The 20348-nt window shown below is 67.0% G+C and carries 20 protein-coding genes; 6 read left to right on the forward strand and 14 right to left on the reverse strand.

Going from position 1 to position 20348, the window contains the following annotated elements; genetic code table 11:
* Window positions 1-96 precede the first annotated feature (96 nt).
* Complete coding sequence (gene ychF / locus H8S57_RS12630; RefSeq protein WP_186908388.1) at window positions 97-1188, reverse strand: redox-regulated ATPase YchF; 1092 nt, start codon at window positions 1186-1188, stop codon at window positions 97-99.
* Window positions 1189-1508: 320 nt separating this feature from the next.
* Between ychF and H8S57_RS12635 the strand changes: the two genes are divergently transcribed.
* The 3 genes from H8S57_RS12635 (at window position 1509) to H8S57_RS12645 (ending at window position 3963) form a co-directional block, all read left to right on the forward strand.
* A complete protein-coding gene (locus H8S57_RS12635; protein ID WP_186908389.1) occupies window positions 1509-2870 on the forward strand; it encodes an MATE family efflux transporter in 1362 nt (453 codons plus the stop codon).
* Window positions 2871-3037: 167 nt separating this feature from the next.
* Window positions 3038-3670, forward strand: a complete 633-nt coding sequence (locus tag H8S57_RS12640; protein ID WP_243204818.1) for a hypothetical protein — start codon at window positions 3038-3040, stop codon at window positions 3668-3670.
* Window positions 3667-3963 carry a DUF1294 domain-containing protein gene (locus tag H8S57_RS12645; RefSeq protein WP_256174484.1) on the forward strand — a complete coding sequence of 99 codons (297 nt, stop codon included), beginning with the start codon at window positions 3667-3669 and terminating at the stop codon, window positions 3961-3963. Before H8S57_RS12640 ends, H8S57_RS12645 begins: the two co-directional genes overlap by 4 nt.
* A gap of 324 nt (window positions 3964-4287) precedes the next feature.
* Here H8S57_RS12645 and H8S57_RS12650 read toward each other — a convergent pair whose 3' ends face one another.
* From H8S57_RS12650 to H8S57_RS12670, 5 genes are all read right to left on the reverse strand, one after another.
* The gene (locus tag H8S57_RS12650) at window positions 4288-6129 is read right to left on the reverse strand and encodes a DEAD/DEAH box helicase (RefSeq protein ID WP_186908390.1); all 1842 of its coding nucleotides are present in this window, start codon (window positions 6127-6129) and stop codon (window positions 4288-4290) included.
* Window positions 6130-6301: 172 nt separating this feature from the next.
* Window positions 6302-6793, reverse strand: a complete 492-nt coding sequence (locus tag H8S57_RS12655; protein ID WP_186908427.1) for a shikimate kinase — start codon at window positions 6791-6793, stop codon at window positions 6302-6304.
* 54 nt (window positions 6794-6847) lie between these two features.
* On the reverse strand, window positions 6848-7687 hold the full coding sequence (locus H8S57_RS12660) for a hypothetical protein (RefSeq protein WP_186908391.1): 840 nt from the start codon (window positions 7685-7687) through the stop codon (window positions 6848-6850).
* A gap of 138 nt (window positions 7688-7825) precedes the next feature.
* Window positions 7826-9202, reverse strand: a complete 1377-nt coding sequence (locus H8S57_RS12665; RefSeq protein WP_186908392.1) for an MATE family efflux transporter — start codon at window positions 9200-9202, stop codon at window positions 7826-7828.
* A gap of 5 nt (window positions 9203-9207) precedes the next feature.
* Window positions 9208-9792, reverse strand: a complete 585-nt coding sequence (locus H8S57_RS12670; protein WP_186908393.1) for an HD domain-containing protein — start codon at window positions 9790-9792, stop codon at window positions 9208-9210.
* Window positions 9793-9909: 117 nt separating this feature from the next.
* Between H8S57_RS12670 and H8S57_RS12675 the strand changes: the two genes are divergently transcribed.
* On the forward strand, window positions 9910-10470 hold the full coding sequence (locus tag H8S57_RS12675) for an MntP/YtaF family protein (RefSeq protein WP_186908394.1): 561 nt from the start codon (window positions 9910-9912) through the stop codon (window positions 10468-10470).
* Between the two features lie 25 nt (window positions 10471-10495).
* Here H8S57_RS12675 and mnmA read toward each other — a convergent pair whose 3' ends face one another.
* The 3 genes from mnmA to H8S57_RS12690 all read right to left on the reverse strand — a co-directional run bounded on the left by mnmA (window position 10496) and on the right by H8S57_RS12690 (window position 14493).
* Window positions 10496-11500 carry a tRNA 2-thiouridine(34) synthase MnmA gene (gene mnmA / locus H8S57_RS12680; protein WP_186908395.1) on the reverse strand — a complete coding sequence of 335 codons (1005 nt, stop codon included), beginning with the start codon at window positions 11498-11500 and terminating at the stop codon, window positions 10496-10498.
* Between the two features lie 39 nt (window positions 11501-11539).
* On the reverse strand, window positions 11540-13351 hold the full coding sequence (gene mnmG / locus H8S57_RS12685; protein ID WP_186908396.1) for a tRNA uridine-5-carboxymethylaminomethyl(34) synthesis enzyme MnmG: 1812 nt from the start codon (window positions 13349-13351) through the stop codon (window positions 11540-11542).
* A gap of 251 nt (window positions 13352-13602) precedes the next feature.
* Window positions 13603-14493: a diacylglycerol/lipid kinase family protein gene (locus tag H8S57_RS12690; RefSeq protein WP_186908397.1), complete on the reverse strand. Its 891-nt coding sequence runs from the start codon at window positions 14491-14493 to the stop codon at window positions 13603-13605.
* Window positions 14494-14659: 166 nt separating this feature from the next.
* On the opposite strand from H8S57_RS12690, the gene H8S57_RS12695 reads away from it, so the two are divergent.
* Together H8S57_RS12695 and H8S57_RS12700 are read left to right on the forward strand one after the other, a co-directional pair.
* Window positions 14660-15370 (forward strand): AzlC family ABC transporter permease, encoded by a 711-nt coding sequence (locus H8S57_RS12695; protein ID WP_186908398.1) that lies wholly within the window; start codon window positions 14660-14662, stop codon window positions 15368-15370.
* Complete coding sequence (locus tag H8S57_RS12700; protein WP_186908399.1) at window positions 15364-15696, forward strand: branched-chain amino acid transporter permease; 333 nt, start codon at window positions 15364-15366, stop codon at window positions 15694-15696. Before H8S57_RS12695 ends, H8S57_RS12700 begins: the two co-directional genes overlap by 7 nt.
* Before the next feature lie 80 nt (window positions 15697-15776).
* On the opposite strand, the gene H8S57_RS12705 is transcribed toward H8S57_RS12700, so the two are convergent.
* The 5 genes from H8S57_RS12705 to dtd all read right to left on the reverse strand — a co-directional run bounded on the left by H8S57_RS12705 (window position 15777) and on the right by dtd (window position 20342).
* Window positions 15777-16598 (reverse strand): Mrp/NBP35 family ATP-binding protein, encoded by an 822-nt coding sequence (locus tag H8S57_RS12705; RefSeq protein ID WP_186908400.1) that lies wholly within the window; start codon window positions 16596-16598, stop codon window positions 15777-15779.
* 97 nt (window positions 16599-16695) lie between these two features.
* Window positions 16696-17640, reverse strand: coding sequence for a uridine kinase family protein (locus H8S57_RS12710; protein ID WP_186908401.1), 945 nt, complete (start codon window positions 17638-17640; stop codon window positions 16696-16698).
* 1 nt (window position 17641) lies between these two features.
* Window positions 17642-19138, reverse strand: a complete 1497-nt coding sequence (gene hemZ, locus H8S57_RS12715; protein ID WP_186908402.1) for a coproporphyrinogen dehydrogenase HemZ — start codon at window positions 19136-19138, stop codon at window positions 17642-17644.
* A 75-nt stretch (window positions 19139-19213) separates the two neighbouring features.
* Entirely contained in the window at window positions 19214-19819 is a 606-nt protein-coding gene (locus H8S57_RS12720) for an MBL fold metallo-hydrolase (RefSeq protein WP_186908403.1), read from the reverse strand.
* A gap of 79 nt (window positions 19820-19898) precedes the next feature.
* A complete protein-coding gene (gene dtd, locus H8S57_RS12725) occupies window positions 19899-20342 on the reverse strand; it encodes a D-aminoacyl-tRNA deacylase (protein WP_186908404.1) in 444 nt (147 codons plus the stop codon).
* Window positions 20343-20348: the final 6 nt, after the last annotated feature.

Genomic DNA, 20348 nt, shown 5'->3' on the forward strand with positions numbered 1-20348 from the left:
GCGAAGCCGCCCGGCAGGCGTGGAATCCCGTGGGCGCGTTTCGTCCCGGGATTCCGTATGGCGGGATCATGCGCGGGAGCCGCCGGAAAAGGGCGGTCAGACGTTGAAGCGGAAGAGGACGATATCGCCGTCCTTCATGACGTACTCCTTGCCCTCGGAGCGCACGAGCCCCTTTTCCTTGGCCGCGGACATGGTGCCGCAGGCCGTCAGATCGTCAAAAGCGATGACCTCCGCCCGGATGAAGCCGCGCTCGAAGTCGGTGTGGATCTTGCCCGCGGCCTGCGGGGCCTTGGTGCCCCGGGTAATGGTCCAGGCACGGCACTCGTCCTCGCCGGAGGTGAGGAAGGAGATCAGCCCCAGCAGGGCGTAGCTGGCGCGAATGAGCCGGTCCAGACCGGACTCCGGAATGCCCAGCTCCTCCAGGAACTCCTTTTTCTCCTCCGGCTCCAGCTCGGCGATCTCCGCCTCCAGCTTGGCGCACACGGGAATGACCTGGGCCCCCTCCCGGGCGGCCAGATCGGCCACCAGCTGATAGTAGGGGTTGTTCTGGTGGTCGGCAAAGCCGTCCTCATCCAGGTTGGCGGCGTAGATGATGGGCTTGAGGGACAGAAGCTCCGAGGTGGCGATCAGTTCGGCGTCCTCCTCGCCGCAGGCAAATGAGCGGGCCGAGTTGCCGTCGTTGAGCCAGTCCCTCAATGCGGAGAACACCTCCACCTCGTGCAGGTACCGCTTGTCGCCCTTTGCGGCTTTCTGGGCCTTGTCGATGCGCCGCTCTACCATCTCCACGTCGGCCAGGATGAGCTCGATGTCGATGATGCCGATGTCCCGCAGGGGATCGGTGGAGCCCTCCACGTGGATGACGTTTTCATCGTCAAAACAGCGTACCACGTGGATGATGGCGCTGCACTCCCGGATGTTGGCCAAAAACTTGTTGCCCAGGCCCTCCCCCTTGGAGGCCCCCTTCACCAGACCGGCAATGTCCACAAACTCGATGACGGCCGGGGTGGTCTTTTTCGGGTGGTACATTGCGCTGAGCTTGTCCAGCCGCGCATCCGGGACCGCTACCACGCCCACGTTGGGGTCGATGGTGCAGAAGGGGTAGTTGGCGCTCTCCGCGCCGGCGTTGGTGATGGCGTTGAACAGGGTCGATTTGCCCACATTGGGCAGGCCCACAATGCCTAATTTCATGGCGTATAGCCCCTCTTTCGCAGCCTTCAGCGGACAAAGGGCGGCGCCGTTGTTCCGCGCGGAGCTCCCATCCGGATTCGCGGCCTGTGCCGTCGGGTGGTTCCGCGCCTGAAAACGCAGCCGGAACACGCGGTGCGCCTTGTTCGCTGAGGGTAAATTCGCCCCAATATTATATAGGAATCCCGCGAAAAATACAAGAGGGCGCCAAAATGAGACCGTCCCCTTGTATTTCCCGGGCAAAGCGTGTAGAATCATCTGGCTGCGCCGCGCGGCGGCGGAGCGATGCTTGATGATGCGGATGACGATGGATAGGAGGTCGTATGGGTATCCTGCGGCAGAACAGCGGCGACATCACCCAGGGGGTCATCTGGAAACAGCTGCTGGCCTTCTTTTTCCCCCTGTGGTTCGGTACGTTTTTTCAGCAGCTCTATAACACCGTGGACACGGTCGTGGTGGGCCGTTTTGTGGGCAAGACCGCTTTGGCCGCTGTGGGCTCCACCGGGGTGGTAGTCAACCTGACGGTGGGCGTCTTTACCGGGCTTGCCAGCGGCGCGGTGGTCATCATCGCCCAGCACTACGGCGCCCGCCGGGGCCCGGAGGTCTTTCGGAGCGTCCATACCGCCATGCTCCTCTCCCTGCTGCTGGGCGCCTTTTTTATGGCGGCGGGCTTCCTGCTGACGCCCTGGTCCCTCCGGGCCATGGGGACCACTGAGGAAGCGCTGCCCGGCGCCATCCTCTATCAGCGGATCTACTTTCTGGGCATGATCCCCAATGTGGTCTACAATATGGGCACCGGTGTGCTCCGGGCGGTGGGGGATGCCCGGCGGCCGCTCTATTTCCTGATTGCCGCCTCGCTGTGCAACATCGTGCTGGACCTGGTGCTGGTGGTGGGCTTCGGGCTGGCGGTGCTGGGGGTGGCCCTGGCCACGGTGCTCTCCCAGCTGCTCTCCGCCGTGCTGGTGGTGCTCTCCCTGATGCGCTCGCAGGGGCAGGCCTATCAGCTTTTCCCCCGGCAGCTGCGGCTGTACGGCGCTCCGCTGAAGGATGCCATGCGGGTGGGCGTGCCCGCCGCCCTTCAGTCGGTGATGTACTCCGCCTCCAACATCGTCATCCAGGCTGCGATCAACTCCTTCGGCACCGACGCCGTAGCCGCCTGGACCGCCTACGGCAAAATGGACGTGATCTTCTGGATGTCCATCAACGCCATGGCCCTGGCCATCACGACCTTTGCCGGGCAGAACTACGGCGCGGGCCAATACGACCGGCTGAAGAAGGGCGTGCGGGTGTCGGTAGGCATGAGCGCGGGCTTTACCGTGCTCCTCAGCACCGCCATGACCGTGTTTGCCCGGCCGATCCTGAGCATATTCTCCCCCGACCCGGACGTGCTGGAGATCGGCGTGGCCATGGTGCGCTTTCTGGCGCCCTGCTATATCACGTATATCCTGGTGGAGCTGCTCCCCGGCGCGATCCGGGGAGCGGGCAGATCCATGGTGCCCATGCTCATCTCGGTGTTCGGCGTGTGCGTGCTGCGGCTGGTGTGGCTGTTTACCGTGGTGCCGGCCCATCACACCATCGAGGCCGTGGAGCTGAGCTATCCCATCACCTGGGCGGTCACTTCCGCAGCCGTGCTGATCTACTACCGCTGGGGGCATTGGCTGCAGCCGCGGAACGGGACGGAATAAACGATCGCACACAGCGGTGCGGCTCTGGACAAGGACTGCCCCGCCGACGCTAAGCGCCGCCGTCAACGATCCCTGATTTCGTGCAAAACGCGGTCGTGCTTCGGCCTTGACAGGTCTGCTATACTGATAAGCAAAAGGGGAATTCCCAAAGAAAGGCAGATGCCGTTTTGAGCGAGCGCATATCCCTGCAGCATCCCGAATATCTGGAGATCACCGGCCCCGGCGGCGCGGTCACCCGTGGGGCGGATCAGGAGTGGTTCCCCGAGGGGTGGCAGCGCATGGCGGGCTGCGGCCCCACGGCGGCAGCGGTGGTCTTTGCCTACCTGGCCCGCGCCCATGCCGCCCTGGCGCCTCTGTGCCCCGGGGACGTGAGCGGCCGGAGGGAGTTTACGGCGCTGATGTGCCGGGTGTGGGACTATGTGACGCCCCGGCATCACGGGCTGAACAAGCCGGAGCTGATGCAGCGGGGCATGGAGGCCTATGCCGGGGCGCGGGGGATCGCGCTCTCCCCTGCCCGGCTGGAGATCCCCGCCGCCCGCACCAAGCGCCCGGAGTATGCCGCGGTGGCCCGTTTCGTGCGGGACAGCCTGGAGCGGGAGTGCCCGGTGGCCTTCCTGAACCTGCACAACGGCAAGGTGAAGGACCTGGACTGGTGGCACTGGGTCACCATCGTCGCCCTGGAAGGGGAGCGGGCCGTCATCCTGGACAGCGGCAGGGAGCTGGAGATCGACCTGGCCCTCTGGCTGGAGACCACCCGCAAGCGGGGCGGCCTGGTGTCCGCCCTGGGGGTGCGGCCGTGAGGGCGTGGCTCGCCGCCCACTGGATCGGGGCGGCGGGATATGTGCTGTGCGTCAGCCTCGCCGCCTTTCTCCTGATGGGGGCGGACAAGCGCCGCGCCCGCCGGGGGGACTGGCGCGTGCCGGAGCGCACCCTTTTCCTGGCGGCACTGCTGGGGGGCGCTCCCGGCGCGCTTCTGGGGATGTGGGCCTTCCGGCACAAGACCCGGCACTGGCAGTTTCGGTTTGGCCTGCCTGCCATCCTGCTGCTTCAGGCGGCCCTGCTGCTCTGGTGCCTCGCCGGCGGGGCGGGCTGACCGGCGCACGCCGGCCGGTTGAAAAAGGGGCTTGGCCGCGTTTGGGGGGAGGCTGCACGAAAGTTTCGCCTCGGTTTCCGGCCGAATTACCGGCCGATCCTTTGCGGGGAACGCCACGTTCTGAGGCCGCAGCGTGAGGACCTGCGCCGGCGGCGCCTGTTTCGCGCAGGCCGGTGCGGCTGTGGCCCCGGAAAAGGCGGATTTCGATTTTACACCGCCGTCTTCGGACGGCGAAACGCCGCAAGGCCCTCCTGCGGGAGGCCTTTGACAGACCGACGTGGGCCTCCGGCTTTGCCGGAGGCCCACGTGACGTTTGCAGGGGGATCAGTCGTCCCGGCTGAGGTAATAGGGCTTCATCAGGCTGGGCTGTTCGGTGGAATCCTTTTGGCTGCCGGTGCGCAGGGTGACCTCCGGCGGCCGGCCGCCGCGCCCCCGGGCGCCGGAACGCTTTTTCTTCGCCTTGGGCACGGCCAGGGGCTCGGCGGCCGGCCGCGCCGGCTGGGCCTGCTGCGTGCCTCCGGACTTCGTTTTGCCGCCCCGGCGTTTTGGACCGCCGGACGCGGCCCCGGTCCGCTGTTTGTCCTGCTTTGCGCGGGGGGGCTGGGCCGGGCTGCTTTTCGGGGCCAGAAGCCGCGCGGTGGCGTCCAGGATCACATCGCTGGCCAGGGGGTCCGGCTTATAAAAGTCGCTGTACTCCTCCGCGGCGGCGGGGCGGCTTGGTGCGGTGGCGGTCAGGGCCTCTTCCAGCGTGGCGCTGGCCCGGTAGCCCCGGGCGCGCTTTTTCTCACCGGGGGTGCGCTGGGCGGAAGGCGTCTGCTCCAGGGGCCCGGCCGCCTTGGCGGGCCGTGCCGCCTTGGCCCTGGAGGGCTGGGCCGCGTCCGCCGGGCGGGCCGGCGCGGCGTTTGCCTTCCGGTCTGCGGCGGCCGCCCGGTTGGCCGCGTCCCGCTCCTGGCGGCGGGCTTTGGCGGCGGCGCGGGCTTCGGCGTCCTCGGGATTGACTACACGGCCCTTCTTGTCGCGGGGCAGGGGCTCCAGGATCTCCATGGGCCAGGGGTGCCCCTCCACCACCGGGATCTTACGGGCGATCAGCTTCTCAATGGCCTTGCGCTCCTCCTGCTCGTTGCTGTCGCAGAAGGAGACGGCGGTGCCGCCGTGGCCCGCCCGGCCGGTGCGGCCGATCCGGTGCACGTAGGTCTCCGGTACGTCGGGCAGGTTGTAGTTGAACACGTGGGAGAGCTCCTCGATGTCCAGTCCCCGGGCGGCGATATCCGTGGCCACCAGGACCTGCACCGCGCCGGACTTGAAGTCCGCCAGGGCCTGCTGCCGGGCGGTCTGGCTCTTGTTGCCGTGAATGGCGGCGGCGGAGATGCCCGCCTTCACCAGGTCGCCCGCCACTTTGTTGGCTCCGTGCTTGGTGCGGGTGAACACCAGGGCGTTTTTGACCCCGTCCTCCCGGACGAGCGCGGAAAGAAGCTTGGTCTTATTGCCGCGGTCCACATAGTAGAGCTTTTGGTCGATGACCTCCACGGGAGAGGAGATGGGGTCCACCGCCACCTTGACCGGGTCCTTCAGCAGGGAGTCCACCAGACCCTGCACCTCGGCGGGCATGGTGGCGGAGAAAAAGAGGGTCTGCTTTCGGGCGGGCAGCCAGCTCAGGATGCGGCGCACGTCGTGGATGAAGCCCATGTCCAGCATCCGGTCGGCCTCGTCCAGCACGAAGATCTCCAGCCGGGAGAGGTCGATCAGCTTCTGCCCGTACAGGTCGCCCAGCCGGCCGGGGGTGGCGACCAGGATATCGACGCCTTTTTTCAGGCGCTCCACCTGGGGCGCCTGCCCCACCCCGCCGAAAATAACGGCGCAGCGCAGCGGCAGGTTCTTGCCGTAGGCCTCGAAGCTCTCCTGGATCTGGAGGGCCAGCTCCCGGGTCGGGGTGAGAATGAGGGCCCGGATGGGCCGTCCGCTGGCCTTCCCTGCGGCCAGACGCTGCAGGATGGGGGCGGCGAAGGCGCAGGTTTTTCCGGTGCCGGTCTGGGCGCAGCCCAGTACGTCCCGCCCGGACAGGGCGGGGGGGATGGCTTTTTCCTGAATGGGGGAAGGGCGTTCATAGCCCTGATCGGCCAGCGCCCTCAGGATGGGCTTGTTCAGGCCGAGTTCCTGGAATGTCATGTTGCAGAATCCTTTACCATTTAAATTTGCCCTCCCTGCGCAGGGGGGCGGATTGCCGGGAAGCCGCGGCGCAGACGCGGCATATCACACGACGAACAAGCCCGCCGGGGCCCCGGCGGGCGTTTCGCACGCGATATTCCTACATTCTGTAGTATATCACATTTTTCCAGAATTACAAGCGCGGCGGAAAACGCCCGCCCAGCGCCCGCAGCACCGCGGCCACCGTCTGCTCCAGGGTATCTCCGGCCACATCCACCGCGGCGCCGGCAAAGCGCTCGTACAAGGGGGCGCGGTAGGCGTAGAGGTCCGCCAGGGTCTGGCCGGGAGCCATGGCGATGCCCCGGGTGGTGATGTTGTCGATCCGGCGTTCCAGCTCCGGCAGGGGCACCCGCAGGTACAGGACCCGGCCCAGCGCCCGCAGGTGTTCCATGGCCCGCTCCCGGCACACGGCGCTGCCGCCGGGGGCGATGACGCTTGCGCGGCAGTCCAGGGAACGGATGGCCGCCTCCTCCGCGTCCAGAAAGGCGTCCAGGCCCCGCTGGTCCAGAAGTTCCTGGAGCAGCAGGCCCTCCCGCTGCTGGATGAGCAGGTCGGTGTCGATAAACGGAAGGCCCAGGGCCTTGGCCAGCAGCACGCCGACGGTGCTCTTGCCCGAGCCCGGCATGCCGATCAGGGTGATGTTGTCCTTCAAGGGAATGCTCCTTCCGGGGATGAAATGTCAGGGCAGTTCCAGGGCGACGGTATGGCAGGCGCCCCCGGAGGCGTCCGCCGTGGCTTCGCCCAGCACCAGCTCGGCGGGACCCTCCGCACCGGCGGGGAGGAAAAAGACCAGCTGCCCGTACAGGGGGTCGTCCCACTGGGCGTCGGACAGGGTAACGTCGTACACCCCGTATTCACTCAGCTTGCGGGAGAGGACGGGGTCCCCGTCCACGGCGCAGACCGTGGTCCCGTCGGAGAGGATCAGGTAAGGGGCGGGAAAGCGCTTGCCCCTCAGGACCTGTCCGCCCTCCACCCAAAGGTCTACCGCTACGCACCGGGGTGGGAAGCCAAACTGCTCGCTGAGCGCCTGCACGCCTTCCACCGCCCAGGCGTCTTCTACGGTGACCTCCATGCCGCTGATGGAGAAGGTCTCCCACAGGGCGTGGGCCCGCGCCTGCGGACGGACGGAAAGCGGTCCGCTCCCCGCGGTCCGCCAGAGGGCCAGGCATGCCCCCAGCAGCGCCGCCGCGGCAACCAGCGCCAGAACGGCCCGAGCGGCGGCGCGCTTCCGGCGCGGCCCGGCCGGCTCCTCACAGGCGGCGCAGTCCCGGATGCGCCCGGCATGCCGCCCGCGTCCCGCCTCCGGCATGCTGCCGCGGGTAGGATGGCCGCGGCCCGGGCGGTTTTGTGCGGCGCGCTGCTGATTCTGCTGACCGGTCTGAAACCGGGCGAGCATCTCCTGCTCCAGCCGGGTGGCGTCGCTGTCCGGCGGGGGGTTGAAGCTGCCGCATTTGGGGCAGAAATCGTCTTTGTCGTAATCGTAGCGTCTGCCGCAGTCCCGGCAGATGATGCATGGCATGGCCGCACCCCTCCTCAGGTCCCGTTTGCATGGCGGACGACGGACCGCTTCCGGAGCCGGTTGAACCATCCGCGCCCTGCCGTTTCGCCCGGCGCAAAAGGACCGCTCCGCCGGCGTTTGCGGGGGAAGAAACAGGGCCTAAGCCCCAAGCTGTTTGCGGCGTGCCTCCAGAATGCGGGGAAAGCGCCGCAGGAAGACCAGGCCGGTGGCGGTGGCGGCCAGAAGGTCGGCCGCCGGCTCGGCCAGGTAGACGGCAAAGACCTGGTTCCCCGTCAGCAGGAGGGGCAGCAGATAGATCAGCGGGATGAGCAGGATGACCTTGCGCAGCAGGGCCAGGAACAGGGAGACCCTGGCCTGCCCCAGCGCGACGAAGGTCTGCTGGCAGGCGCTCTGAAGGCCCATCATAAAGAAGCCGGCCATATAGATGCGCAGCACCCGCACGGTAAGGGCCACCAGCTCCGGCTTGTTATTGAACAGGGCCACGAACACGCCGGGAAACAGCTCCACTGCCGCCCAGCCCGCCACGGACAGAAGCAGGGAAAAGCGGAGCATCAGCGAGAAGCACCGTTTCACCCGGTCCAGGCTGCCTGCGCCGTAGTTGTAGCCGATGATGGGCTGCGCCCCCTGGGCCAGCCCCTGAAAGGGCATCCAAAGCACCTGCATGATGCTGCTTGCGATGGTCATGGCCCCCACATAGAGGTCTCCGCCGTAATGCTTCAGGGAGGAATTGAGGGCGATGTTGACCAGACTCTCCGTGGACTGCATGATAAAAGGAGAAACCCCGATGGCCACCACCGGGGCCAGGATGCTCCAGCGCAGGCGCAGGCAGCGTGCCTGGAGCCGGAGCCTGGTGCGCCTGCCCCGCAGAAAGGAAAGGACCCACAGGGCGGAAACGCCCTGGGCCAGAATGGTGGCCAGGGCCGCGCCCTTCACCCCCATGCCGAACCCGAAAATGAAAATGGGATCCAGCACGATGTTGGTGACGGCGCCGATGACCACCGTGGCCATGGAGTAGGTGGAAAAGCCCTGGGTGGTGATAAAGTTGTTCAGCCCCAGGGAGACCTGCACGAACAGGGTGCCCCACAGATAGACGCCCAGGTAGTCCGCGGCGTAGCCGATGGTGTTGCCGCTGGCGCCGAAGAGGAGGAGCATGGGCTCCTTGAGCAGCTGGAACACCACGGTGACGGCCGCCGAGATGACCGCCAGCAGGGCGGCGCAGCTGCCCAGGATCTCATTGGCCAGGTCCTCCCTGCCCTCCCCCATGCGGATGGCGGCCCGGGAGCCGCCCCCCATGCCCACCAGAGCGGATAGGGCGGAGATAAACATGAGCACCGGGAAGCACACGCCCAGGCCCGTGAGCGCCAAATCCCCGACCCCTTCGATGTGGCCGATGTACATCCGGTCCACGATATTGTACAGGGCGTTGATGAGCTGCGCGGCGATGGCGGGCAGGGCCAGACGCACCAAAAGCGTACCCACGCGGTCCCGGCCCAGGTCGTTGGTTGGCTTTGCCATTGGGGTCACGCCTCGTCTTTCTCCAAAAAATAAGTAGCCTCCATGTCCGCCAGGGACAGGGCGAAGGCCAGGGGATACTGCTGCAGGGCCTGTCCCACCAGGCGCTTGTCCTCATCCCCGGAAAAGCCCATGTGCCAGCGGATGGCCATGGCCTCCTCCCGGGTGAGCTTCAAAAAGCCGGAGATGATGTAGACGCTCTTCTCCCCATGGCCGTAGGGGAGCGTGTCCTCGTAAAAAAAGGTGGGCACGCTCTGCCACTTGCCGTCGCTCCCCTTCACGTTGCGGGAGCCGGCCTTGTAGCAGCCGATCTTGCACAGGTCGTGGAGCAGGGCGGCCACGGCCACGGATTCCGCCGGGTACTCCAGCGCGTACAGCTCCTGCACCCGCTCCCGTTCCAGATAGGCGCACAGGCAGTGGTAGACGTTCAGACTGTGCTCGCACAGCCCCCCGGCGTAGGCGCCGTGGAACCGGGCCGAGGCGGGGGCAGTGAAAAAATCGCTTTTGTGCTCCAGATAATCCAGCAGGGCCTCCGCTCCGTCCCGGCGGATGTTCTCCCGGTAGATCTGGATGAATGTTTCCTTCGCGCTCATAAGGGCCTCCCTCGTATGCAACTCATTGCGCCCTATTCTACCACAGCCCGCCGGAAAAGGCCACCCCCGCACCGCGCGGGCCGGGCGGGCATAAGATGGGCGGAATGGAGTGAGACGATGGCGCATTTGGGAACGGGGCTGGCCGTACTGCTTTTCGTGGCGGCCTGTAATCTGGACACACTGATCCTGGCGATGGGCTACGGGGTCAAGGGGATCCGCCTTTCCGCCGGACGGCGGCTGGTGCTCTCGGCGGTAACGACCCTGGTCACGTGGCTGTCCCTGGTTCTGGGGGATATCGCCGCGCTGGTGCTCACGGCCCGGGCGGGCGCCCGGCTGGGCGGGGTGGTGCTGGTGGGCATCGGCCTGTGGTTCGTGCTGGACTGGCTGCGCCGCGCCGGAGGCGGCGGGGAGCCCGGCGGCGGGGCGGCCACCCTTTGGGAGTGCGTGTGCCTGGCCGCCGCCTTGGCGGTCAACAACGCCGGGGTGGGCGCGGCCGCCGGGGTATCCGGCCTGAACCCCCACTGGGCGGCCCTGGGAAACTTCCTGGCCACGCTGGCCGCCCTGGCCCTGGGCTACCGCCTGGGCGCGGGGCCGGCGGGGCGGCTGCTGGGCAAATACGCCCTTCCGCTCTCCGGGCTTCTGCTCATCCTGCTGGGCGTGTGGGAGATGCTCGGATAACGGGGCCCGGAGCAGGCGCCCCGCTTTATGCGATCCAGCCGCTGCCCACGACGGCGTCTGCGTCGTAAAACACGGCCATCTGTCCCGGCGTGGGGGCGCGGGCGGGCTGATCCATGCGCACGCGCACACAGCCGCCCTCCGGAAGGATCACGGCGCGCTGCTCGGTGCGGGAGTGCCGCAGGCGCACCGTGACCGCCATGGGAGCCGTAAGGGCCTCCACGGCGATCCAGTTGGGCGCGGTGCACAGCAGCTCCCTGCGGCCCAGGTCGCCGCCGTCGGAGAGCACCACCTGATTGCGTTCCGGCCGGATGGCGGAGACGAAATAGCGGTGGGGGCCGGACACCCCAAGCCCCCTGCCCTGCCCCAGGGTGTAGTGATGGATGCCCTTGTGCCGGCCCAGCACGGTCCCGTCGGGGGAGACAAAGTCGCCGGGCGGCGGGGTGTTTCCCCGCCGGTCCAGCCAGGCGGCGTAATCCCCGTCGGGAATAAAGCAGATCTCCATGGAGTCCGGCTTGTCCGCCACCGGGATGCCAAATTCCCGGGCTAGGGAGCGTACCTGGACCTTTTCGTAATCACCCAGGGGAAACATAACGCGCTGTAATATGCTTCTGGGCAGCCGGGCCAGCATGTAGGACTGGTCGTTGGCGGGCCGCCCCTTCCGCAGCACCCCTCCCTCCGCCCGGGCGTAGTGCCCCGTGGCCACAAGGCGGGCCCCCACGCGGTCGGCCAGCGCCAGCAGGGCGGGAAACTTTACGGCGGGGTTGCACCGGGCGCAGGGCAGGGGTGTGCGCCCCGCCAGATAGTCGGCGGTAAAGGGCGCGCAGACATGCTCCTCCAGGGCCTGCCGGATGTCCGCCGTGGCAAAGGGCAGATTCAGGGAGGCGGCCACGGCCGCCGCGTCAGCCGCGCCGGAGCCGCCCAGCCCGATGTCCAGATAGAGGCAGTATACCTCGTAGTCCTGCAGCAAAAGCCGGGCCGCCACGGCGGAGTCCACTCCGCCGGAGAGGCCCAGAACGACTTTTTCCTTCATAAGCACCTCGATCCGTTTGACTGCGGGGCACGCGTGCGCTCAGCCCCGTTCCAGATAGACCATCAGCGCCGCGATATCTGCGGGGCTGACGCCGGAAATACGGCTGGCCTGCCCCAAATTCAGGGGGCGGATCTGGTCCAGCTTCTGCCGGGCCTCGATGCGCAGGCCCTGCATCGCCGTATAATCCAGCCCCCCGGGCAGGGGACGGTCCTCCATCTTCCGCCACTCCTCCACCTGTCGGAGCTGCCGGTCGATATAGCCCTGGTATTTGACGGCGATCTCCACCGCCTCCTGCACCGCCGGGGGCAGAGCGGGCCGCCCCGGGTCTGCGGGCGCGAGCGACGCATAGGTGTTTTCCGGGCGGCGCAGCAGGTCGCACAGGCGGCCCTGGGCCGTTCCGGCGTGCTCCAGCCGTTTGATCTCCCGGGCCGCGGCGGCGTATTTTTCCTGTACGCGGGCGTACCGTTCGCCGCTGACCAGTCCGATGGCGTACCCCACGGGGCACAGGCGCTGGTCGGCGTTGTCCTGGCGGCAGAGCAGCCGGTATTCGGTGCGGGACGTCATCATGCGGTAGGGCTCGTTGGTGCCCTTGGTCACCAGATCGTCGATGAGCACGCCGATGTAGCCCTGGTCCCGCCGCAGCACCAGCGGCTCCCGGCCCAGCAGCTTCAAGGCGGCGTTCGCCCCGGCCACAAGGCCCTGGGCGGCGGCCTCCTCGTACCCGGAGGAGCCGTTGAACTGCCCGGCCCCGTACAGGCCGCGCACCCGCTTGTGCTCCAGGGTGGGCAAAAGCTCGGTGGGGTCGGCGCAGTCGTACTCGATGGCGTAGGCGCAGCGGGTCATCTCGGCCCGTTCCAGGCCGGCGACGGTGTGGAGCATCTCCGCCTGCACGTCCTCCGGGAGCGAGGAAGAGAAGCCCTGGATGTACACCTCCTCGGTGTTCAGCCCCATGGGCTCGATGAAGAGCTGATGGCGCGGCTTGTCGGCGAAGCGGACCACCTTGTCCTCGATGGAGGGGCAGTACCGGGGCCCCACCCCTTCGATCACGCCGGAAAAAAGCGGCGAGCGGTGCAGGTTGGCGCGGATGACGGCGTGGGTGGCCGCATTGGTGTAGGTCAGATAGCACACCGCCTTGTTTTCCGGCGGCGCGGCCGTCTCGAAGGAGAAGGGCACGGTCTGCGCGTCCCCCGGCTGGAGCTCCATTTTGGAATAATCCACGCTCCGGGCGTTGACTCGGGGCGGCGTGCCGGTTTTAAAGCGGCGCAGGCCCACCCCCAGCGCCCGCAGGCTGTCCGTCAGGGCCAGCGCGGGCGCGAGGCCGTCCGGGCCGGAGGAGCGCGTCACGTCCCCCACGATGGTGCGCCCGCCCAGATAGGTGCCCGAGGCCACCACCACGGCGCGCACCCGGTATACCGCCCCGTGGCAGGTGCGCACGGCGCTCACCGCGCCGTGCTCGGCGTAGATGTCGGTGACCTCCGCCTGCTTGAGGCACAGGTTTTCCTGCCGCTCCAGGGTGTGCTTCATGATCTCCTGATACCGCCGGCGGTCGGCCTGGGCCCGCAGGGACCACACCGCCGGGCCCTTGCCCAGGTTGAGCGTGCGGTATTGGATGCAGGCCGCGTCGGCGGCCCGGGCCATCTCGCCGCCCAGGGCGTCCAGCTCCCGCACCAGGTGGCCCTTGCCGGTGCCGCCGATGGCGGGATTGCAGGGCATATTGCCCACCGCGTCCAGATTGACGGTAAAGCACAGCGTCCTCAGGCCCAGCCGGGCCGCGGCCAGGGCGGCCTCGATGCCCGCGTGCCCGGCTCCGATCACTGCAATATCATAAGTTCCCGCTTCATAGTCATGCATTAATGGCGTACCTCACTTTGCTGCGCCGGTCGCGCGGGGGCCCCAAATGCCTTTTTCTTCCTCAGGCGGAATAAATCCGCCTTGCGGCAAGGTTTTCGCTGTGGGCGAAAACGCTTGTGCGCGCCGGTGGGCGCGCCCCCGCTGTGCGGGGTCCCCGTGCCCGGCTCCGATCACTGCGATATCATAAGTTCCCGCTTCATAGTCATGCATCAATGGCGTACCTCACTTTGCTGCGCCGGTCGCGGACGGGCTTATTTCCCGTATACGATCGAGACCGCCCTGCTGCAGTTTTCGATCTCCGCCGTTTTGGGCGCGCCGCCGTATTCCCCGTCCAGCGTCCAGGGAAGCTCCTGCCGGCAGGTGATGCGCAGCCGGCTGGTGCGGTAGCTGGTGACCAGCCCCTGCTCGTCGGGCGACATGGTGAGCAGCGCCTTGATGATCGCCTGCAGCTGCAGGGGGTTCTGGGGCTGACGCACCAGGACCACCTCGAAGATGCCGTCGTCCAGACGCACCGGCTCGGTGGGCATGCCCTTAAAACCGCCTACCGAGACCGTGTTGGAAACCATGCCGTAGCAGTAGCTGCCCACCTCCATGCCCGCGTCGTGCTCCACGGTCATGGGGTAGGCCTGAATGGAGCTCAGCCGCGTGGCGCCCTCCAGCACGTAGGCCAGGTGGCCGAAGAGGTTTTTAAACGGCTGGGGGGTGTTGTAGGCCACGTCGGTAAAGGCCCCAAAGGCGGCCACGTAGATAAAGAAGCGGTCGTTGAACCGTCCGATATCCACCGGCCTGGGACAGCCGGCCGCCGCCGCGCGGGCCATGGCCTCCATGCCCCGGGGCAGGCTCAGGTTTTTGGCAAAATCGTTGGTGGTGCCCGCCGGGATATAGCCGACCGCGGGCCGCGTTTCCTGGGTCATGAGCCCGGTCACCACCTCGTGGAGCGTGCCGTCCCCGCCGGAACAGACGATGCGGTCGAACGCACCGGCGCGCTCCGCGGCCACGGCCGTGGCGTCCCCGGCGCCCTGGGTGGGGTGGACGCTCACGTCCCACCCGGCCCGGACGAAGCAGTCCAGCACCGCCGCCAGCCTGCTTTTCAGCAGTCCCTTCCCGGCGTGGACGTTGTAAATAAAGAGCAGCTTTTTCATGGTGGCCTCCGTGTCGCCTGTTCTCTCTAGGGTGGTATTATACAGATATTGTACCAAAAAACAACCTCTCTTTTGTGAACGGACGGGAAATTCTGCCTCCGCCCTTGCTTTTCCCTGCTAAAGCGGATAAAATAAGAATTCGACGCCGCACAAGGGAGTGTTTGCTATGGATCGAAAAGCCCTCTCCGCCGCTTTTCCCGTCACCGTCCCGGTCCTGATGGGATATCTGGCCATTGGGATCGCCTTCGGGCTGATGCTGCAGGAGATCGGATACAACTTCATCTGGGCCTTTTTCATGAGCCTGACCATCTATGCCGGGTCGGGGCAGTATCTGGGGGTCACCCTGCTGGGGACCGGGGCCGCGCTGGGCACCGTGGCGCTGATGACGCTGCTCATCAACTTCCGCCACCTGGTCTACGGCCTGTCCATGCTGGAAAAGTTCCGGGGCATGGGTTGGCGCAAGCTCTATATGATCTTTTCCCTCACCGACGAGACCTATGCCCTGCTCGCCTCCGCCCGTGCCCCGGTGGGGGTGGAGCCGAAGCGCTTCTACTTCGCCATCGCCCTGCTGGATCACAGCTATTGGATCCTGGGTTCGGTGATCGGCGCGGTGGCCGGGGCCCTGATCCCCTTGGATACCACCGGCATCGACTTTGCCATGACCGCCCTGTTTGTGGTCATCGCCGTGGACCAGTGGAAGGCGTACAAAAACCATCTCCCCGCCCTGCTTGGGGCCGGGGCCACCGTGCTGTTCCTGATCGTGCTGGGCCGCCGGTTCGGCCAGCAGCAGATGCTGCTGGTCTCCCTGGGCGTGATCGTGCTGGCGCTGATGGTGCTGCGGGACCGGCTGGAGGAAACGGAGGAGACGTCATGCTGAGTACCGGACACGCCGTGGCCGCCATCGCGGTCATGGCGGCAGTGACCTTTCTCACCCGGTTTCTGCCCTTTCTGCTCTTTGACCGGGGCGAGGCGCCGCCCAAGATCGTCCTCTACCTGGGACGGGTGCTCCCCCCCGCCATCATTGCCATGCTGGTGGTCTACTGCCTGAAGGGCGTCTCCTTCGCGTCCCCCGCCGGGTGGGCCCCCCAGCTGATCTCGGCAGCGGCGGTGGCGGCGCTGCACGTGTGGAAGCACAATAACCTTTTGTCCATTTTCGGCGGCACCATACTCTACATGGTGCTGGTGCAGGCCGTGTTCGTGTAGTGGAAGAAGCCTGGCGGCGGACGCCGGGAGGCGAAAACAGAGGGGCGGGTCCGCCGTGATGGCGGGCCCGCCCCGGTTGGTTATTCGGCCAGGTCCCTGGCTACGGCGGAGAGATAATTGGGCGTATAATCCTCGATCCTGCCCGCGTCGCAGGCGGCGGCCACGCCGGGGTCGATGGGCAGGCGGGCCAGGACCCTCAGCCCCAGCTCCCCCGCCACCTTGTCGATGCGGCTCTGGCCGAAGATGCTGTGCTCCTTCCCGCAGTCGGGGCACTTGAAGTAGCTGTAGTTCTCCACCAGACCCAGTACGGGGATCTTCATCATCTCGGCCATCTTCACGGCCTTGGTGACGATCATGCTGACCAGGTCCTGGGGGGAGGTGACCACGATGATGCCGTCCACGGGCAGGGACTGGAAGACGGTCAGGGGCACGTCCCCCGTTCCGGGGGGCATGTCCACGAACAGGTAGTCCAGCTCGCCCCAGATCACGTCGGTCCAGAACTGCTTCACGGCGCCGGCGATGACGGGCCCGCGCCAGATGACGGGGTCGGTCTCATTGGCGGTGAGCAGGTTGAGGCTCATGATCTCCACGCCGGTCCTGGTGACGGCGGGATAGATGCCCAGCTCGCTGCCCTCCGCCCGGGCGTGTACGCCGAAGGCGGTGGGGATGGAGGGGCCGGTGATGTCGGCGTCCAGTACGCCGACCGTTTTGCCCAGCTGCTTCATGGCCACGGCCAGAGAGGACGTGACCAGGCTTTTGCCTACGCCGCCCTTGCCGCTGACCACGGCGATGACCTTGCCGATCTTGGACAGGGCGTTGGCGGGCGCCTGGAGGCTCTGGGGCTCGGCGCGCTCTGTGCAGCTTTCGCCGCAGGAGGAGCAGTCATGGGTGCATTCGGACATGGGAGATTCCTTCTTTCCTATCTTGTTTGAGCCCGCCGCGGCGGGCGGTGCGGCGGTGACGGGCCCCAAAGGGCCACGCTTCCCGCCGGGGGTCGCATCAGTAGCGGTAGCTGCCCCCGCCGATAAATTCCCGGATCAGGGAATCGGAGGCGACCAGCGCGGGGTCCACCGGTTCAAAGTACGCAAAGGCGCTCACCAGATCGTGAAGCTCCCGATAGCGCGCGTTTTCGGGGAGGACCAGGTCCACCGCCTGACGCAGGGGCGCGGCGTAGTTGGCAAAGACGCTCACCTCGTAGCGCAGGGAGGAGTCGATGACGATCTTGGCCCGGCCCTTGAAGGGGGAGATATACGCCTTTTCCCCCCGGCGCACGTTGTACCACATGGACAGGGTCTCCCCCAGGTCGGTGCCGCGGAAGTTGAAGTCCCGCACCGCCCGGCGGGCCAGGCGCATCCAGGTGCCCTTAAAGCGCAGCGTCTCCCCCTCCAGAATATTGGAGCGGGCGGAAATATACAGCGTGGTGGCCTCCGGGTGGCGGCCGGCGATGTCGTCGTTGAGGGCGTGGATGCCCTCGAAGATGGCGATTTCGTTCTGGTCCAGCTTGAGCAGGGAGCCCCGGCTGTCGTTGCGCATCTGGCGGGCGAATTCAAACTTGGGCACCACCACCCACTCGCCCCTGGAGAGCTTGGTAAAGGTCTCGTCCAGCAGGTCCATATCCAGCAGGCGGGGGGACTCATAGTCGATATCGCCCTCGGGCGTGCGGGGGGCGGTCTTCCGGTTCAGGGTCTTGAAGTAATTGTCCATGGAGATGGTGTGGGTGTTCACCCCGCGCCGCTCCAGCTCCTGCTCCAGCTTGAGGGCGGTAGTGGTCTTTCCCGAGCCGGAGGGGCCGGAGAGCAGGACGATGGGGCTGTCCTTCATCCGCGCCAGGATGGCGTCCACGGCGGTATTGATGCGCTGCTGGTAATGGGCGTCGCACTCGGCCAGAAAGGCCACGGGGTCTTTGCGGAGCTTGTCGTTGATCTCGTTGAGCTGATAGGGCATACTACCCCTCCTTATTTTGATTCCATGCCGCAAAAAAATCCGCCACGCGGGACTTTTCCCGGATCATTTGATCCAGGCCGCGCAGATACTCCTGGGGGTACTTGGCGTTGGCGATGCGCTCAATGCGTCCGGTATGGGGGTCCACCAGCTTGGTCACGCCGCCGCCGCCCAGTGAGACGATGGTATGCAGCTCCTCCATCATGCAGATGTTGTACAGGCTCTCAAAGCCCGGCCTAGCCCAGCCCACGTTCTCAAAGGAGCCGGACATATATTTCTGCCGGTAGAGGTAATAGGGCGTCTGGCGCGCAGCGCGCAGCGCGCTCCAGGCGTAGTCCAGCATGGACCCCACATCCGCTCCCGAGGGCAGCGCGCCCCCCTCCTCCATCAGCCGGGAGCCCTTTTTCAGGGCCAGAGTATGCACGGTGACATTTTCCGGGCCCAGGGCGAGCACCTGCTCCAGAGAGGCCCGGAAGCCTTCAGGCGTGTCGGCGGGCAATCCGGCGATCAGGTCCATATTCACGCAGGGGATCCCGTGCTCCCGCGCCAGGGCGTAAGCGCGGTGGGTGTCCTGGCAGCGGTGGGCGCGGCCCATGGCGGCGAGGACCCGGTCGTCCATGCTCTGCGGGTTGACGGAGATGCGCCCCACCCCGCGCCGCGCCAGCACGGAGAGCTTTTCCGCCGTGATGGTGTCCGGCCGCCCGGCCTCCACCGTGTATTCGGTGCAGCGGGAGAGATCCACGTGCTCCGCCAGGTGGCCCAGCAGGGCGTCCAGCTGAGGGGCGGACAGGGTGGTGGGGGTCCCGCCGCCGAAGTAGACGGTGCGCACCCGCAGGCCGGCCCGCTCCAGCATGGCCCCTGCGGCGGAGATCTCCCGGTGCAGGGCCGCCAGAAAGGGGTCGATCAGCCTGAGGGCGCGCCCGACGTCGGCGGAGACGAAGGAGCAATAGGCGCAGCGGGTCGGACAGAAGGGAATGCCCACATAGAGGGAGACCTCGTCGCGTCTCAGGCTGTTTTGGGCGGCCAGGCTGGCCCGGGCGCAGTCCATGGCCAGCGCGCGCCGGGGGGCGGACACCCGGTAGGTGTCCCGCAGCAGGGCCTCCGCCTGGGCGGGGGAGGCCCCCTGCGCCATGGCCCGGGCGGGGATCTTCACGGGGCGCACCCCGGTCAGCGCCCCCCAGGGGGGCTCGCGTCCCAGCGCGCGCACCCCCGCGTCGTAAAAGGCCAGCTTTAAGATCCGCTGGAGGGCCCGGCTGTCGGCCAGGCCGCCGGTGAGCTCGGCAGACGAACAGCGCCGGACGGCGGCGCAGCGCTTCCCCCGATAGGAGAGGCGCGCCGTGGCCGTGGCCCAGACCGGCCCCCGGAACAGGGACAATTCCAGCGCGTCCTCCCCCGCTGCGGGCGGGGACGCGGGATACTCCGGCCGCTGGCCGGGAAACAGGGTCAGCAGCATTTGCTCGGCGGCATATTTGTAGTCGTGGCCCTTGAAATAGAGCTTCATGGCCGCCTCCGGTCCGTTGGCCGCGCTTGCCCGGCGGCAGACCGGGACGGGCGGCTTCTCCCATAGCGCCTCATATCAGCCCTCCAGGGCTTCCATCAGGTAGTAGTTGCTCCTGCGCTCCCGTTCCAGGGTGGAGGCGTCCATGTGGCCGGGCAGCACCTGATAGTCGCCGCTCAGCTGCCCCAGGCGCCGGAGGGAGGCCAGAATGGCCTCGTAGGAGCCGCCGGCGAAATCGGTGCGGCCCATGGAGCCCTGGAAGAGGGTGTCGCCGGTGAACAGCGCGTCCCCCGCCAAAAGGGTCACCCCGCCGGGGGTGTGGCCCGGGGTGTGCAGCACGCGCACCGTCAGGGAGCCCACGGTGAGGGCGTCCCCCTCGTCATAGGGCACGGTGGCGCCGATGGGGGGAAAGATGTCGCTTCCCAACAGGGCGGCGTCCGCCGGGTGCAGGTAGACCGGCACGCCGGGCAAGGCCTGCCGCAGCTCCGATACCGCCCCGGTGTGGTCAAAATGGGCATGGGTGAGCAGAATGGCGCGCACCGTCATCCCGTCGGCGCGCAGCTGGGCCAGGATACGCCCGGCGTCGCCGCCCGGGTCCACGACGGCGGCGGCGTTGGTGCTCTCGTCTTCCAGCAGATAGCAGTTGGTGCCCATGGCGCCAACCGGCAGGGCTTTGATTTGCATGGCTTGTTTCTTCCTTTCTTGCCGCCGGACGGCTGTGTCCTTCGGTACCGGGGGTGAGACCGGGCGCCTGGGACGCCCGTCACATCTGGTCGGTGTCCAACAGAATGGTGACCGGCCCGTCGTTCTGCGAATAGACCTGCATGTCGGCGCCGAATTCCCCGTGCTCCACCGGAAAGCCGCGGGCGGCGCACTCGGCCATGAATTTCTCGTACAGGGGGACGGCGAGCGCGGGCTTGGCGGCCCCGGTAAAGCCGGGGCGGCGGGACTTGGTGTCGGCGTAGAGGGTAAACTGGCTCACCACCAGCAGGCTTCCCCCCACGGCCTCCAGATTCCGGTTCATCTTCCCGGCCTCATCCTCAAAGATGCGAAGGCCGCAGATCTTGTCCGCCAGACGGACCGCCTGGGCTTCGGTGTCCGCGGGACCCACGCCCAGCAGCACCAGGAAGCCCTGGCCGATCTCGCCGTTCACTTTGCCTTCAATGGTGACCTTCGCGTTTTTTACGCGGGTAACGACAGCGCGCATAGACTT

It is taken from the genome of Lawsonibacter hominis, assembly GCF_014287895.1.
GTDB lineage: Bacteria > Bacillota > Clostridia > Oscillospirales > Oscillospiraceae > Lawsonibacter_A > Lawsonibacter_A hominis.